Here is a 16147-nt window from a genome sequence, read left to right on the forward strand (position 1 = left end):
CTATGTCACCGCCCCAAGCGGCTAGTGCGGCAGGAGCCAGCCGTTGTCGACGGCGACGCGTACGGCTTCGGCGCGCGTACGGGCGCCGGTCTTGCCGATCGCACTCGAGAGGTGGTTGCGCACCGTGCCCTCCGACAGGAACAGGGTCGCGGCGATCGCGGCGACCGTGCCCCCGCTCCGGGCGGCTTGCAGGACGTCCGCCTCGCGATCCGTCAGCGGCGAGTCACCCTGCGTCAGCGACTCGGCCGCAAGCGTCGGATCGACGACGCGGAGTCCGCTGTGCACTCGTCGGACGGCGTCCGCGAGCTGCCGGGCAGGCGTGTCCTTGACGACGAAGCCGCTCGCGCCGGCCGACATCGCCTGCTTGAGGTAGCCGGGCCGTCCGAACGTCGTGACCATCAGGACGCGGCACGTCGGCACGGCGTCGCGCAACAGGCGAGCGGCCGCCAACCCGTCGATGCCGGGCATCTCGACGTCGAGCAGGGCGACATCGGGCTTGCTCTCCAGCGCGGCCTCGACGACCTCGTCGCCACGCGCGACCTCAGCCACGACCTCGAGGTCGTCCTCGAGCTGGAGCAACGCGGCCAACGCGCCGCGGACGAGCGCCTGGTCGTCGGCCAGCAGCAGGCGGATCATGCCGGCACCGAGACCGTCAACGAGAAGCCGCGTTCGCCCGGGCCGGTGCTCGTCGTCACGGTCGCGCCGGCAAGTCTCGCGCGCTGGCGCAGACCCTCGAGCCCGTTGCCGCTGCCGTCATCGGGGCAGGGCGCGCGGCCGTCATCGGTCACGCGTATGCGCTCCGCATCGAGCTCGACCTCGCACCGGGATGCCTGGCTGTGCCGGATGACGTTGGTGACGCCCTCGCGCAGCGTCCAGGCGAACAGCTCGCGCCACCGCGACGGGACCTCGTCGGCGACGGTCGGCAGCAGCGGCTCGATGCCGGCCGACTCCAGCGCCATGCGTGCCGAAGCGATCTCGCCGGGGAGCGATATCCCGCGAATGCCCTGCGCGGTCGAGCGTACGTCTGCCAGCGCGTCACGGGACAGCCGTTGCAGGTCCTCGAGCTCGGCGCGTGCCCTCACGGGATCGTCGTCGAACAGGCGCTCCGCGAGCTCGGCCTTCACCGAGATGACGGTCAGCGAGTGACCGAGGATGTCGTGCAGGTCACGGGCGATGCGAGCGCGCTCCTCCTGGACCGCGAGCTCGGACAGGTCCTGCTCGGCCGCCATGAGCTTGGCCTGCCGCTGCCACGCGAGCCGGAACGACCACACGGCTGCCGCAGCCAGGAGCACGGCGAAGTTGTTGCCGTGCGCGGACCAGCCCTCGACCGCGAAGCCAGCTGCAGTGATCGCGCCGAACAGGATGACGACGACCGCCAACGCCTGCCACTTGGGCAGGATCGCGACCGCCAGTGCCGCGATGAACACCAGGCACGTCATCGACTGGTCGCCGGCTCCGGGAACCGTGACGGCGAAGCAGGCCAGCAGGACCGAGATGTAGGTCCAGGCAACGACGTACCGCTGCTCGATGTGGAACCGCGGGATCTGCCCCAGCCCGTAGAGGTAGACCGGGACGAAGACGACCAGCGCGATCAGACCGCCGTAGCGCTCGAGCTGGTTGTCGTTCCTGAACAGGGCACCCAAGGGGTTGCCGAGGAAGAACAACCAGATGCCGGCCCCCAGGAGCCGCCCGAAGCGGGCGCGGTCCTGGGGGTCGGTGTCGTGTGTGGCCACGGAGCCAAGGCTAGTCATCAGACTCGCTGCGTGTCCTTGCTCATCCGCCACGCCGCGCCGCCCACGAAGATCGCGGTCCAGACGGCGATGTTGAGCACCGCGAGCCCCACGTTGCCGTCCGAGCCGAACGGCGCCCTCGACAGCACGCCCACTCCGTACGCCGGGGTGAACTTCGCGAAGTCCTGGAACCCCTGGCTGAAGTTGTCCAGCGGGGTGAACAGCCCACCGGCCAGCGCGAGCAGCGCGAGCGACGGGCCGAGCAGCTGCATGACGTTCTCGCTCGGGACCAGGTAGCCCATGAAGAGGCCGAACGCGGCGAACACCAAGGTGCACCCCCAGCCGATCAGACCGCAGAGCACCAGGCGCCAGAGCGGCAGGTCGGCGCCGCGCAGGTTGCCGACCACGAACACGGCCAGGATCGCGGCCGCACCCATCGTCATGGCGACAAGCACCTTGACGGCGACGTACGCCACGGGCTTCAGCGGCGTCAGCCGCAGCTGCCGGCTCCAGCCGAGGGCCCGCTCCGTGGCAACCATCGCGCCGCCAGCGGTCGTCGCGATCATCGCGCCGTACACGGCCATGCTGACCATGATGTAGGCCGTGGTGTTGCCGTGGCCGACTCGTTCGCTCCGGTAGGAGGCGTCCGAGCCGAACAGCAGGAAGAACGCGCTCGGCGCGATGAGCGTGAAGATCATCGAGCGCTTGTTGCGCAGCATGCGCTTGAGCTCGAGGGTGTAAAAGCGCGGCGAGAAGCCGCCGAACGGTGGGATGCGTCGGGTCTCGGCTGCGATGCTCATGCGACGGCTCCTTCAGGAGTGAGGGCGTCGTCGCCGGTCAGCGCGACGAACGCCTCTTCGAGGTTGCGAGAGGTGATTTCGAGGTCACACGCGGTGGTGTGGTTGAGCAGGTAGCGCGCGATCGCGTCGCTGTCGGAGCCGTGGATCAGCACCGACTCGCCGCGGACGTCGATCGACTCGACGCCCTCGACCTTCGCGACCGCGTCGGTGTCGGGGGCGTGCCAGGTCGCCCTGACCGTACGACCGGCCGACAGGGCCTTGATCTCGGCGGCCGTGCCATCGGCAACGATCCTGCCCTTGCGGACGAGCACGATGCGGTCGGCGTACGCGTCGGCCTCCTCGAGGTAGTGCGTCGCGAAGACCGTCGTACGTCCACGGGCCGCGTCGGACCGGATCGCCGCCCAGAAGTCACGGCGGCCCTGCACGTCCATGCCGGTCGTCGGCTCGTCGAGGATCAGCAGGTCGGGGTCCGAGAGCAGGGCCAGGGCGAAGCGCAGGCGCTGCTGCTGACCTCCCGACGCCTTGCCGACCATGCGGTCGCCGATGTCGAGGATGCCTGCGCGGTCGAGCACCTCGTCGACCGGGCGGGACGGCCTGAAGAGCGACGCCGTCAGCTCGACGGTCTCGCGGACCGTGAAGTCCTTGAGCAGCCCGCCGGTCTGCATGACCGCGGCGACCCGGCCCAAGGCGACCGCCTTGCGGGCATCGCCGCCGAAGATCTCGACCGTGCCCTCCGTCGGGTGCGACAGGCCGAGGATCATGTCGACGGTCGTGGTCTTGCCGGCACCGTTGGGGCCGAGGAAGGCCACCACCTCGCCGGGCTGGATCTGCAGGCTCAGACCGTCAACAGCGGTGACCGCCCCGAACCTCTTGACGACGCCATCGATGCTGACGGCAGGAGTGGAAGAGTTCATGCCCTCACTCTGCTGCCCCGACGGCGGCGCACCCTGATCGTTAGGTCACGACGTGACCATGACAGGTGTCACGTGTGGACCTACGGCGTCCAAGTGATGGCGTCCTTGGTCGAACCGGTCTGCAGGTCGACCGACACGAGGGCCTTGCCCTTGGGCACCAGGTAGACCAGGCACAGCTTGGCGGTCGCACCGGGCAGGAAGCTCTTGGGCAGGGTCGAGTTCTTGCAGGGCTTGAAGTTGCCGACGATCTGGTTGGCCGGCAGGTTCGTGTTGCTGGAGTCGTGGGCGAAGATCGGCAACGCGGCGCCACCGAGGCCGGCCGGTCCCTCGTTCTTGACCGTCACGTCGACGTAGAACGGCGACGAGGCCTTGGTCGCGGCATCGAGCGAGAAGAACGCGAAGTCCCGCTTGATCGAGCCCTTGCGCACCGCCGCGATCGTCACGGTGATGGCACTGGCCGCCTTGTCGCCCACCTGGTAGACCACGCTGGCGGGCTTGTCCTCGGTCAACGTCGTGCCGCCCTTGGTGAGCGTGACGCCCTTGGGCACCTCGAACCCCTTGGGCACCGGCACCTCGTCGGACTTCTTGCCGCCGTCCGACGACCCTCCGCACGCAGCGACGAGCGCAAGTGCCACGACAGCCGGCACGATCCTGAATGGCTTCACGCGCCGATTGTCGCCCACGAGTGGATCAGCAGCCCGGCAGACGCGCCGCGAGCCACGACGTCACCTGGTCGAGCGCGATGCGCTCCTGCGTCATGGAGTCGCGCTCGCGGATCGTCACCGCCTGGTCGTCGAGCGTGTCGAAGTCGACCGTGATGCAGTACGGCGTGCCGATCTCGTCCTGCCGGCGATAGCGCTTGCCGATCGCCTGCGCGTCGTCGAAGTCGACGTTCCAGAACCCCCGAAGCTCGGCTGCGAGGGCCCGCGCCTTGGGCGACAGGTCCTCGTTGCGCGACAGCGGCAGCACGGCGGCCTTGACCGGTGCCAGCCGCGGATCGAGCTTCAGCAGCGTGCGCGTGTCGGTGCCGCCCTTGGTGTTGGGCACCTGCTCCTCGACGTACGCGTCGATCAGGAACGCCATCATCGAGCGGTTGACCCCTGCCGCAGGCTCGATGACGTACGGCGTCCAGCGCTCGTTGTTGGGCTGGTCGAAGTAGGTCAGGTCCTTGCCCGAGTGCTCGCTGTGCGTCTTGAGGTCGAAGTCGGTGCGGTTGGCGATGCCCTCGAGCTCGCCCCACGTGGAGCCGGCGAACTCGAAGCGGTACTCGATGTCGACGGTGCGCTTGGAGTAGTGCGAGAGCTTCTCCTGCGCGTGCTCGTAGAGCCGCAAGTTGTCCGGGTTGATGCCCAGCCCGGTGTACCAGTCCATGCGCGTCTTGATCCAGGTCTCGTGCCACTCCTCGTCGGTGCCCGGTTCGACGAAGAACTCCATCTCCATCTGCTCGAACTCGCGGGTGCGGAAGATGAAGTTGCCGGGCGTGATCTCGTTGCGGAAGCTCTTGCCGATCTGGCCGATGCCGAACGGGGGCTTCTTGCGCGACGTGGTCATGACCTGCGCGAAGTTGATGAAGATGCCCTGCGCAGTCTCGGGGCGCAGGTAGTGCAGGTTCTCCTCGGACTCGACCGGGCCGAGGAAGGTCTTGAGCAGGCCGTTGAACATGCGCGGCTCGGTCCACTCGCCACGGGTGCCGCAGTTGGGGCACGCGATCAGGTCCATCGTGACGGTGTCGGGGTCGTCGATGCCCTTCTTCTCGGCGTACGACTCCTGCAGGTGGTCCTGACGGAAGCGGTTGTGGCAGTGCCGGCACTCCACGAGGGGGTCGACGAACGCGGCGAGGTGGCCGGAGGCGTTCCAGACCGGCGTCGGCAGGATCACCGACGAGTCGAGCCCCACGACGTCGTCGCGGCCCTGGACCATCGAACGCCACCACTGGCGCTTGATGTTGTCCTTGAGCTCGACACCGAGCGGGCCGTAGTCCCAGGCGGACTTGGTGCCGCCGTAGATCTCCCCGCACTGGTAGACGAAGCCGCGGCGCTTGCTGAGGCTGATGACGTTGTCGACGGTCGATGCCATGGGAGGTGTTTCCAATCCGGCTGGGTGTCGGCGGGCCTGTGCACGTCATCGTGATGACGTACGCCCGAGGGTCCGACCCACTTTAGTCGGGTGCCCGTTCACGCCCGGCGCCGGGCGCCGATCGATCAATTTACGCATTTGTCACCGGAATCCCTTGACCCAGACTTTGTTAGTACGCTTTATTAACTATGTGACCCAGATCAATGAGGCTCGTACGCGCAGCACCGCAGGCCGCCGACCCGTCGGCAAGGTACGCCCCGCCGACACCCGGCGGCACCACCGCGCACTGATCCTCCAGCAGCTCGTCGACGAGGGCGCCCGCAGCCGTGCCGACCTCGCTCGGGAGACGTCGCTGACCCGCGTCACGATCTCCGACCTCGTGGCCGAGCTCATCGAGGAGGGTTTCGTCAGCGAGCTGGGCACCCGCCCCGGCACCCACATGGGCAAGCCCGCGACGCTGGTCGGCATCTCGGAGGACGCACCGGTCACGATCGCGCTCGACCTCTCGGCCGACGGCCAGCTGTCCGGTGGCGTCGTCGACCTCGACGGGCACATCCTGGCTCGCGAGCAGGTGCCGTTCGTACGCGGTGACGACCTCTCGGTCATCTCCGACCTGGCGATCCGCCTGCGCGACGCCACGAGCCGCCGCATCCTCGGCGTCGGCATCGGGACGCCGGGCATCGTCGACGCCGACGGCACCGTCGTCCTCGCGCCCAACCTCGGCTGGACCGATCTCGACCTCGCCGGCCAGCTGTCGACGGCGATCGGCCTTCCGGTCCACGCCGGCAACGACGCCAACGTCGCAGCCGTCGCCGAGAGCGCGTTCGGTGCCGGTGACGACGGCGGCCTCCTGCTGCTGACGATCGGCCAAGGTGTCGGCGGCGGCGTCATGATCGACGGCCGGGCGCTCTCCGGTCCCCTGCAGTCCGCCGGCGAGATCGGCCACGTCGTCGTCGATCCGGACGGCCGGCAGTGCGCGTGCGGCAACCGTGGCTGCCTCGAGACGTTCCTCGCCGCCCCCGCGCTTCGCCAGCTCGACGACGACGCGGCGCGCGCCGAGGTCGGCACGCGGCTGGCCTCCGTCCTGACCCCCGTCGTGACCACGCTCGGGATCGCCGACGTCGTGCTCTACGGCCCGGCCGAGCTCCTCGAAGGCGCACTCCTCGACGCCGTGCGCAGCGCGCTGGCCCACCAGACCCTTCCTTTCGTCGCCCAGCGCGTCCAGATCCGACTGGCCCCGCTCGACGACGAGCTCGTGCTCACGGGCGCGGCAGCGTTGGTGCGCTACCGCGAGCTAGGGGTGGTGTGACCTGCCTTGACCGGTTGATCGACGAACTCCATCACGTACGACCAGGAACGATTCGAAAGAGGACAACCATGAAGCTCACCAAGTTCGCGGCAGCGGCGGCGGCATCCGCCCTCGCGCTGACCGCACTCGCCGCCTGCGGTGGCAGCAGCGACGGCGACAAGGCCGAGGGCGGGTCCGACACCGTGACCTTGTGGCTCGCCGGCAAGGCCGACACGCCGCCGAAGGTCGAGGCGTGGCTCGTCAAGGAGTTCGCCGCACAGCACAAGGGCAAGAACCTCAAGGTCCAGCACATCGACTGGGGTGAGCTCATCCCCCGCCTCAACACGGCCCTGCAGAGCGACAAGACGCCTGACGTCGTCGAGGTCGGCAACACGCAGGCCGCGACGTTCACGAGCGTCGGCGCGTTCACGGACCTGACCGACAAGCTCGACCAGCTCGGCGACAACATCGGGCCCAAGAGCTTCGTCGAGGCCGGCACGTACGACGGCAAGGTCTCGGCCGTCCCCTACTACTGGGGCTCGCGCTACATCTTCTACAGCAAGAAGGCGTTCAAGGACGCCGGCATCGCGGTGCCGACGACGCTGGCCGAGTTCAACGACGCCGCCACGAAGCTCAAGGCCGAGGGCAACGACAAGTTCTCCGGCTTCTGGCTCCCGGGCCAGGACTGGCGCAACGGCATCAGCTGGATCTTCGCCAACGGTGGCGACATCGCCAAGCAGGAGGACGGCAAGTGGGTCGCCACCCTCTCGTCGCCCGAGAGCATCAAGGGCCTGACCGAGCTGCAGGGCCTGTACGAGAAGGCGACCACGGCACCCAAGGACGGCAAGGACGCCGAGCCCTGGACCGCGTTCAACAACGGCGAGGCCGCGATGTTCATGGCGCCGAGCTGGGCCCGCTGGAGCGTCGACAAGAAGAAGGCGGCCGACCTCGGCGGCTTCGCCCTCCCGGGCACCGACGGCGGCGCGGCACCCGTGTTCGCCGGTGGCTCGAACCTCGGAATCTCGGCGAAGTCCAAGAACCAGGACCTGTCGTTCGACCTGCTCAAGCTGATCTACAGCGACGAGTTCCAGCAGCAGCTGGCCAAGAACGGCCTGGGCCCGGCCAACGACAAGTTCACCGGCCTCATGGGTGACGACGAGTTCGCCAAGGCGGCGGTCGCGGCGGCGAGCAACTCCAAGCTGACGCCGGCGTCGCCGGAGTGGGCCTCGGTCGAGAGCGCCAGCATCATGGAGGAGTTCTTCGGCAAGATCGCCAGTGGCGACGACGTCGCAGCAGCGGCCAAGGCCACCGACGACAAGCTCAACGCAGCACTCAACAAGTAGCCCCACCACCCGCTGAGCCTGACGTTTTTGCGGCAACACGCCGAGGAACCACAGCAGAAACGTCAGGCTCAGCGCGTGCGTCACGACGATGATCAGGAAGGGAGGGGGCACCATGAGCAGCACCCGCTTGAGGAGCAAGGCCGGACCGTACGCCCTGCTCGTCCCTGCGATCCTCGTGCTCGTCGTCGGCATGGCCTACCCGCTGGGCCGTCAGCTCATGCTGTCGTTCCACGAGTTCGGTCGCGCCCAGCAGTTCGGCCAGCCGGCACCGTGGGTCGGCCTCGACAACTACCGCGAGCTCGTCACGGACCGCACGATGTGGACCGTCATCGCCCGGTCGCTGGCGTTCTGCTTCGTCAACGCCGCGATCACGATGGTCGTCGGCACCTTGATCGCGGTCCTCATGAAGCGCGTCGCGACCGCGCCGCGCCTGATCCTGCAGATCAGCATGCTGCTCGCCTGGGCCATGCCGGTCATCGCCGCGATGACCGCGTGGCAGTGGCTGTTCGACACCCGCTACGGCCTGGTCAACTGGTCGCTCCGCAAGCTCGGCTTCGCCAGCTTCGACGGCCACAACTGGCTGATCGACCCGCTCTCGTTCTTCTTCGTCGCCAGCGTCATCATCATCTGGATGAGCGTGCCGTTCGTCGCCTTCACGGCGTACGCGGCACTGACCCAGGTCTCCGAGGAGACGCTCGAGGCGAGCCATCTCGACGGGGCCACCGCGATCCAGCGGTTCCGCCACATCGTCTATCCCACGATCAAGCCCGTGCTGACGATCGTCGCGCTGCTGCAGATCGTCTGGGACCTGCGGGTGTTCGCACAGATCAACTTCCTGCAGAACGTCGGCGGCACCCCGAGCGAGACGCACCTGCTCGGCACCTACATCTACTCGCTCGGCATCGGGCAGAACGACTACGGCTCCGCGTCCGCGATGGCCATGTTCGTCCTGGTCCTGACGCTGGTCCTGACCTTCCGCTACGTGTGGTCACTGCTCAAGGAGGAACCCCGATGAACGCCCGAGCCCGCCTGTGGGGCGCCGTCGCGATCGTCCTCGCCGTGATCTGGGCGTTCCCGGTCTACTGGATCGCCAACAGTGCGTTCCAGCCCGTCGAGGCGCTCCGCTCCCCCAACCCGTCGTTCCTGCCCGACTTCAGCGCGTCCGGCTTCGGCCGGGTCTTCGACGACTCGTTCGTCGACTCGCTCAAGCTCAGCCTGACCGTCACCCTCCTCGCGATCGTCGCGGCGGTGCTCTGCGGGTTCGTCGCGGCGGTGGCGATCTCCCGGTTCCGGTTCCGCGGGCGGCGTTCGTTCATCTTCACGGTCCTGGCGATCCAGATGATTCCGCCCGAGGCGCTGTTCATCTCCCAGTACAAGATGCTCAACGACTGGGGCCTGCTCAACAGCGTCCTGGGCCTGGGCCTGCTCTACACCGCCTTGATCCTGCCGTTCACGGTCTGGATGCTGCGCGGGTTCGTCGACGGCATCCCGATCGACCTCGAGGAAGCCGCGATGACCGACGGATGCAGCCGCACGCGGGCGTTCTTCACGATCACGTTCCCCCTGCTCGCGCCCGGGCTGGTGGCCAGCAGCGTCTACGGCTTCCTGCAGGCGTGGAACGAGTACACGCTCGCGGTCGTCGTCATGGACCCGTCCAACCGGACCCTGCCGCTGTGGCTCAAGGGCCTGACGGACGTGTCCAACGAGGCGGTCGACTGGCCCGCCGTGATGGCCGGTGCGACGCTCGTCGCGGCGCCCGTCATCATCTTGTTCATGATCGTGCAGAACCGGATGACCTCGGGCATGGTCGGCGGGGCGGTCAAGGGATGACCGACGCACGACGACTGGCGTACGGCGTGATGCTCGGCGCGTTCGCCGGGCCGACGGTGCCGGACTGGCTCCCCGGCGCGTACGACGAGGGGCTCGCGGGCGTGTGCCTCTACGGAAACAACATGGCACCCGGCGCCGACATCGCCGACCTGGCCCGCGCCGTGCGCGACCTCGACCCGTCCGCGGTCCTCGCGCTCGACGAGGAGGGCGGCGATGTCACGCGGTTGCACGCTCGCGAGGGCAGCCCCTACCCGGGCAACGCCGCCCTCGGTGCGTACGACGACGTCGCCGCGACCCGGACGATCGCCGCCGGCATCGGCGCCGAGCTGGCCCGCGCCGGCGTCTGGCTGGACCTCGCGCCCAGCGCCGACATCAACAGCGACCCCCGCAACCCGGTGATCGGGACCCGGAGCTTCGGCGCCGATCCGGACCTCGTGGCGCGGCACACCGCCGCGTACGTCTCAGGGCTGGCCTCGCAGGGCGTCGCCGCCTCTGTCAAGCACTTCCCTGGCCATGGCGACACGAGCACCGACTCCCATCTGGGTCTCCCCCGCGTCACTGCGTCCGCCGACGTGCTCCGCGCCCGCGAGCTGGTCCCGTTCACGGCCGTCGTTGACGAGGCAGCCACGATCATGACGTCGCACGTGCTGCTGGAGGCGTTCGACGACGACCAGCCCGCGACGCTCAGCCGCGCCGTGCTGACCGGGCTGCTGCGCGACGAGCTGGGATTCGCCGGCGTCATCGTCACCGATGCCCTCGACATGGCCGGCGCCAGTGCCAGGCACGGCATCGGCGGCGCCGCCGTGCTCTCGCTCGCCGCCGGTGCCGACCTGCTGTGCCTCGGCCCCGAGCAGACCTCGTCCCCCCGGGCGATCGAGGAGGCGGTGGACGCGGTGTGCCGCGCCGTCGAGGGCGGTGAGCTGCCCCTCGCGAGGCTCGCCGAGGCAGCCAAGCGGGTCGACGTGCTCCGCGAGACATGGAGCGGCATCACGATCCACGACGACGCCCACGACGTCGTCGCGGCTGCTCGGCACGCTGCCGCGCAGGTCGCGACAGCCGTGACCGCCACCGCAGCGCGCTTCGATGGCCCCGCCACCGTCGTACGCATCGACACCGGCACCAATCTCGCCGTCGGCGACACCGCATGGGGCGACTTGGACCTCGGCGGCGCGTGGCTCGGCCTCACCGCCGACGACCTCGAACGGACCGAGCCGGTCGACGGCGAGGTCGCCGTCGTGGTGCGACGTGCCACGGCCGTCCCCGCCGTCTGGGCGTGGATCCAGGCTCAGATCGCGGCCAACCCGCGTACGGTGCTGGTCGAGCTCGGCTGGCCCGACCCGGCGCTCGACGCCTACGACCGGGTCGTCCGCACGTACGGCTCCGCCACCGTCCTCACCGAGGCACTCGCCGAGACGCTGCGAGGCCCGCGATGAAGATCAGGCTCGGCCTCGACATCGGTGGCACGACCGTGCACGGCATCGCGGTCGCTGCCGGAGAACCGCACGACATCGTCACGGAGGCGACGCATCCGACCCGCAAGGGCCCTGACGGCGTCGTCAGCGGAGCCCTCGACATGGTGACTACGCTGCGTTCGGCGCTGCCGGCGGACGCGGAGATCGTCAGCATCGGGCTGGGCGTGCCAGGCGTCGTCAACGCCGGTGCCGTGACCCACGCCGTCAACCTCGGGCTCGACGGCGATCCGCTGGACCTCGCCACGGCGGTCTCGTCGGGCGCCGGCGGCATACCGACGTCGGTGGAGAACGACGTCAAGGCCGCGACGTTGGGCGGTCTGCAGTGGCTTCGCGAGCAAGGCTCGGACATCGACGACCTCGCGCTGCTCAACGTCGGCACCGGAATCGCCGCCGGGCTGCTCCTCGACGGTCGCCTGCGCCACGGCTCCAAGGGCATGGCCGGCGAGATCGGCCACCTCGTCCACGACCCCACCGGTCCGCTGTGCCCCTGCGGGCGCCGCGGCTGCCTCGAGCTCTACGCCTCGGGCAGTGGCGTACGCCGGCAGTGGGCCGGCACCGCAGCGGAGCTGTTCGATGCCGCGGCCGGCGGGGACGCCGAGGCCACCCGCATCCGGGACGAGCTGACGTCCGGCATCGCCCAGGCCATCACGTTGCTGGCCTACAGCGTCGACGTGAGCTGCGTGCTCGTGACCGGCGGAGTCGTCTCGGCGACGCCCGCCCTGCGCGACGCGATCCTGGCCCGCCTGCGCGCCGACGAGAACACGTCGCTGGGCCGCCTGGCGGGCATGGCCGACCGCGTACGGTGGTTGCCGGCCGGGCATCCCGCCGGCGCACTCGGCGCCGCACTGCTCGGCGCCGGAGACGAGGAGGTTCGGTCGTGGAGGTCGTGATCGTCGCCGACCAGGAGGCCGCCGGAACCCTCGTGGCCGACATCGTGGCCAGCCACGTACGCCCTGGCGCGGTCCTCGGGCTGGCCACGGGCTCGTCGCCGTTGCCCGTCTATCGCGAGCTGATCCGTCGCCGCGCTGAGGGCGTGCTGAGCCTGGCGGAGTGCCGGGCGTTCCTGCTCGACGAGTACGTCGGCCTGCCGCGCCAGCACCCCGAGTCGTACCACTCGGTCATCCGGCGCGAGTTCACCGACGAAGCCGGTTTGGACCGCGTCGACGGCCCTGACGGCGAGGCCCGGGACATCCCGGCCGAAGCGGCTCGCTACGAGGCCGCGATCACGGCTGCCGGTGGCGTCGACGTGCAGCTGCTCGGCATCGGGACGGACGGCCACCTCGGCTTCAACGAGCCCGGCTCGTCACTGGCGTCCCGTACGCGCGTCAAGACCCTGACACACCAGACCCGCGTCGACAACGCGCGCTTCTTCGACTCGATCGACGACGTCCCGCGTCACGTCATCACGCAGGGTCTCGGCACGATCCTCGACGCCGGGCACCTCGTGCTGATCGCCACCGGAGCGGGCAAGGCGGCGGCGGTCACCAGCGCCGTCGAGGGACCGGTCTCGGCGTTCTGCCCCGCCTCGATCCTGCAGCTGCACCCGCGTGCGACCGTCGTGGTCGACGAAGCCGCGGCGGCCACCCTGCAGCTCGCCGACTACTACCGCGAGGCGTGGGACAACAAGCCCGACTGGCAGCGGTTCTGAGCCTGCCCGGTCCTTGAGCTTGTCGAAAGGACGTCCTTTCGACGAGCTCAAGGACCACAGGGCATCAGCTCAGGCGGCGGCCCGACTCGGTGGCGAACACGTGCAGGCCTGACGGGTCCTCGGGCGCGAGGTGGATCGTCTCGCCCTTGGCCGGCGGCTTGCGCCAGTCGGCGCGCGCCACGATGGTCTGCTCGGTGCCGTCGACATCCGCGCGACCGTAGACGTACGCGTCGGCGCCGAGCTCCTCGACGACGTCGACCTCGACCTTTAGGCCGGTGCTGCTGACCACCAGGTTCTCCGGACGGATGCCCAGCGTGACCGTCGTGGCGTCGGCGTCAGCGAGGGCATCGCGGGCGACGGGCACGACGGAGTCGCCGAAGCGTACGCCGCCGTCGGTGACCGGGAGCTCCATGAGGTTCATGCTCGGCGAGCCGAGGAAGCCCGCGACGAACAGGTTGGCGGGCCGGTCGTACATCTCACGCGGCGCGGCGCACTGCTGCAGCACGCCGTCCTTGAGCACCGCGACGCGGTCGCCCATCGTCATGGCCTCGACCTGGTCGTGCGTGACGTAGACCGTGGTCGTGCCGAGGCGACGCTGCAGCTGGGCGATCTGCGTACGTGTCTGCACTCGCAGCTTGGCGTCAAGGTTGGACAGCGGCTCGTCCATCAGGAACACGCGCGGTGAGCGGACGATCGCCCGGCCCATCGCGACGCGCTGGCGCTGGCCACCGGACAGTGCCTTGGGCTTGCGATCGAGGTAGTCCGTGATGTCGAGCATCTCGGCGGCCTCGGCGACCCGCTTGCCGATGTCGGCCTTGTTGTTGCCGGCGATCTTGAGCGCGAAGCCCATGTTCTCGGCGACGGTCATGTGCGGGTAGAGCGCGTAGTTCTGGAAGACCATCGCGATGTCGCGGGCCTTGGGCGGCAGGTCGGTGACGTCCTGCTCACCGATGAGGAGCCGGCCTTCGTCGACCTCTTCGAGTCCGGCCAACATGCGCAGCGAGGTGGACTTGCCGCAGCCGGAGGGGCCGACGAGAACGAGGAACTCACCGTCCTCGACGTGGAGGTCGAGCTGGTTGACCGCCGGGCGGTCCTGACCTGGGAAGACTCTGGTGGCCTTCTCGAACGTGACTGATGACATGCTGATGTTTCCCTTCACCGGCAGGTACGTGCCGGACGATCCGAGTGATGGGTGATGACGTGGTGCCCGCTCATCCTACAGTGAGCCAGGTCACGCTCCTTGGCGCTCCGGTCATTTGACAATGATTCCCAACTACTTGAGAATCGTTCTCATGAAGAAGCCCCTCGCCCTGCTCGGCGCGCTGCCCCTCGTCCTCCTCCTTGCCGCGTGCGGCAGCTCCGCGAAGGGCAATGACGACACGACCGACGTGGTCGCGTCGTTCTACCCGTTCGCGTACGTCGCCGAGCAGGTCGGGGGCACTCATGTCAACGTCTCCAACCTGACGGCGCCCGGCATCGAGCCGCACGACCTCGAGCTCAAGCCCAAGCAGGTCGGGGACGTCCAGAACGCCGATCTCGTGATCTACGAGAAGCACTTCCAGGCCGCCGTCGACGACGCCGTCAAGCAGGCCGACCGGTCGACCAAGGACACCGTCGACGTCGCCACGGTCGTCAAGCTCAAGCGGCTCCAGCCCGGGGCTGCCGAGGAGGGGCACGACCACAGTGACGAGGATCCGCACACGTGGCTCGACCCCCAGAACATGATCGCGGTGACCAAGGCCGTGGAGGCCAAGCTCTCGGCCGTCGACCCCGACCACGCCTCCGACTACGCCGCGAACGCCTCGAAGCTGGAAGGTGAGCTGGAGACCCTCGGCACCGACTTCGCGACCGGTCTCAAGACGTGCAAGAACCGCACCATCGTCACGAGCCACGCCGCGTTCCAGTACCTCGCCGACCGCTACGACCTGATGCAGGTGCCGATCGCCGGCATCGACCCCGCCAACGAGCCGTCGCCGTCGCAGCTCGCCGACATCACCGACCTGGTCCGCAAGGAGAAGATCACCACGATCTTCACCGAGGAGCTCGTGAGCCCGGCCATCGCCGACACGATCGCCAAGGAAGCCGGAGTGAAGACCGCTACGCTCGATCCCATCGAGGGTCTGTCCGACGCGACCAAGGACCAGACGTACCTGACGCTCATGCGCAAGAACCTCGAGACCCTGAGGAAGGCCAACTCCTGCTCATGAGCACTGATCCCACGCAGCCGTTGAAGGCACGCGGCGTGAGCGTGGCACTCGATGGTCGGCCTGTCCTGCGACAGGTCGACCTCGACGTGTCCGCGGGCGAGTTCGTGGCGCTTCTGGGCGCCAACGGCTCCGGCAAGTCGACGTTCGTCCGCGCCGCCACCGGGCTCATCCCGATGAGCGGCGGCACGGTCGAGCTGTTCGGCACGCCGCTCGACCGGTTCCGCGACCGGCACCGGCTCGGGTACGTCCCGCAGCGCTCCCGCGCCGTCGCCGGCGTCCCCGCGACGGTGCACGAGGTCGTCATGAGCGGCCGCCTCGCCCACCGCCGGCTCTTCGGCTGGAGCACCAAGGCCGACGCAGCTGCCGTGACGGCTGCGATCTCGCGCGTCGGCCTGCCCGACCGTACGCGCTCGTCGCTCAGCGAGCTCTCCGGCGGCCAGCAGCAGCGCGTGCTCATCGCGCGGGCGCTCGCCTCCGAGGCTGAGCTGCTCGTGATGGACGAGCCCACGGCCGGCGTCGACCACGACAACCAGGAGTCGCTCGCCGAGCTGCTCGGCGGCCTGGTGCACGAGGGCACCTCGGTCCTGCTCGTGGCGCACGAGCTCGGCCCGCTGCGTCCGCTGATCGACCGCGCGATCGTCCTGCACGCAGGCGAGGTCGCGTACGAAGGTCCCTGCGAGGGGCTCGTCGGCGAGGACCACGCGCACGTCCACATGCACACCGGACAGCCACCCGTCCCCGAGGGACTCACCGGCGAAGGGGTCTGGAGGTGACGATGAGCGCAGCTTGCGGAGCGAACCGACAGAACGTCATGCCGGCGCCGCGCCACCGTGCCCTTT

The 16147-nt window shown here is 69.1% G+C and carries 16 protein-coding genes; 9 read left to right on the forward strand and 7 right to left on the reverse strand.

Features of this window, described 5'->3' with window-relative positions; all coding sequences use genetic code 11:
- Positions 1-21 precede the first annotated feature (21 nt).
- From ASE12_RS05255 to ASE12_RS05280, 6 genes are all read right to left on the reverse strand, one after another.
- Positions 22-636 carry a response regulator transcription factor gene (locus ASE12_RS05255; RefSeq protein WP_056397840.1) on the reverse strand — a complete coding sequence of 205 codons (615 nt, stop codon included), beginning with the start codon at positions 634-636 and terminating at the stop codon, positions 22-24.
- On the reverse strand, positions 633-1733 hold the full coding sequence (locus ASE12_RS05260; RefSeq protein WP_200954966.1) for a sensor histidine kinase: 1101 nt from the start codon (positions 1731-1733) through the stop codon (positions 633-635). Before ASE12_RS05260 ends, ASE12_RS05255 begins: the two co-directional genes overlap by 4 nt.
- A 17-nt stretch (positions 1734-1750) precedes the next feature.
- The gene (locus tag ASE12_RS05265; RefSeq protein WP_056397845.1) at positions 1751-2530 is read right to left on the reverse strand and encodes an ABC transporter permease; all 780 of its coding nucleotides are present in this window, start codon (positions 2528-2530) and stop codon (positions 1751-1753) included.
- A complete protein-coding gene (locus ASE12_RS05270) occupies positions 2527-3444 on the reverse strand; it encodes an ABC transporter ATP-binding protein (RefSeq protein ID WP_056397847.1) in 918 nt (305 codons plus the stop codon). Before ASE12_RS05270 ends, ASE12_RS05265 begins: the two co-directional genes overlap by 4 nt.
- A gap of 80 nt (positions 3445-3524) precedes the next feature.
- Positions 3525-4109, reverse strand: coding sequence for a hypothetical protein (locus ASE12_RS05275; protein ID WP_157412818.1), 585 nt, complete (start codon positions 4107-4109; stop codon positions 3525-3527).
- 25 nt (positions 4110-4134) lie between these two features.
- Positions 4135-5520 carry a glycine--tRNA ligase gene (locus ASE12_RS05280; protein WP_056397858.1) on the reverse strand — a complete coding sequence of 462 codons (1386 nt, stop codon included), beginning with the start codon at positions 5518-5520 and terminating at the stop codon, positions 4135-4137.
- A gap of 190 nt (positions 5521-5710) precedes the next feature.
- Between ASE12_RS05280 and ASE12_RS05285 the strand changes: the two genes are divergently transcribed.
- From ASE12_RS05285 to nagB, 7 genes are all read left to right on the forward strand, one after another.
- Positions 5711-6829, forward strand: a complete 1119-nt coding sequence (locus ASE12_RS05285; protein WP_235508844.1) for an ROK family transcriptional regulator — start codon at positions 5711-5713, stop codon at positions 6827-6829.
- 68 nt (positions 6830-6897) lie between these two features.
- Positions 6898-8151 carry an extracellular solute-binding protein gene (locus ASE12_RS05290; RefSeq protein WP_056397861.1) on the forward strand — a complete coding sequence of 418 codons (1254 nt, stop codon included), beginning with the start codon at positions 6898-6900 and terminating at the stop codon, positions 8149-8151.
- Positions 8152-8263: 112 nt separating this feature from the next.
- The gene (locus tag ASE12_RS05295) at positions 8264-9166 is read left to right on the forward strand and encodes a carbohydrate ABC transporter permease (protein WP_056397864.1); all 903 of its coding nucleotides are present in this window, start codon (positions 8264-8266) and stop codon (positions 9164-9166) included.
- Positions 9163-9981 carry a carbohydrate ABC transporter permease gene (locus ASE12_RS05300; RefSeq protein ID WP_056397867.1) on the forward strand — a complete coding sequence of 273 codons (819 nt, stop codon included), beginning with the start codon at positions 9163-9165 and terminating at the stop codon, positions 9979-9981. The genes ASE12_RS05295 and ASE12_RS05300 overlap by 4 nt, the downstream gene beginning before the upstream one ends.
- Entirely contained in the window at positions 9978-11414 is a 1437-nt protein-coding gene (locus tag ASE12_RS05305) for a glycoside hydrolase family 3 protein (protein WP_056397871.1), read from the forward strand. Before ASE12_RS05300 ends, ASE12_RS05305 begins: the two co-directional genes overlap by 4 nt.
- The gene (locus ASE12_RS05310; RefSeq protein ID WP_056397874.1) at positions 11411-12343 is read left to right on the forward strand and encodes an ROK family protein; all 933 of its coding nucleotides are present in this window, start codon (positions 11411-11413) and stop codon (positions 12341-12343) included. Before ASE12_RS05305 ends, ASE12_RS05310 begins: the two co-directional genes overlap by 4 nt.
- Positions 12331-13101, forward strand: coding sequence for a glucosamine-6-phosphate deaminase (gene nagB, locus ASE12_RS05315; RefSeq protein WP_056397877.1), 771 nt, complete (start codon positions 12331-12333; stop codon positions 13099-13101). Before ASE12_RS05310 ends, nagB begins: the two co-directional genes overlap by 13 nt.
- A gap of 64 nt (positions 13102-13165) precedes the next feature.
- On the opposite strand, the gene ASE12_RS05320 is transcribed toward nagB, so the two are convergent.
- Positions 13166-14242 carry an ABC transporter ATP-binding protein gene (locus ASE12_RS05320; protein ID WP_056397881.1) on the reverse strand — a complete coding sequence of 359 codons (1077 nt, stop codon included), beginning with the start codon at positions 14240-14242 and terminating at the stop codon, positions 13166-13168.
- Between the two features lie 151 nt (positions 14243-14393).
- Between ASE12_RS05320 and ASE12_RS05325 the strand changes: the two genes are divergently transcribed.
- Entirely contained in the window at positions 14394-15308 is a 915-nt protein-coding gene (locus tag ASE12_RS05325; protein ID WP_082582096.1) for a metal ABC transporter substrate-binding protein, read from the forward strand.
- Positions 15305-16081, forward strand: coding sequence for a metal ABC transporter ATP-binding protein (locus tag ASE12_RS05330; protein ID WP_056397886.1), 777 nt, complete (start codon positions 15305-15307; stop codon positions 16079-16081). Before ASE12_RS05325 ends, ASE12_RS05330 begins: the two co-directional genes overlap by 4 nt.
- Positions 16082-16147 lie beyond the last annotated feature (66 nt).

Origin of the sequence: Aeromicrobium sp. Root236 (assembly GCF_001428805.1) — a bacterium.
Classification (GTDB): Bacteria; Actinomycetota; Actinomycetes; order Propionibacteriales; family Nocardioidaceae; genus Aeromicrobium.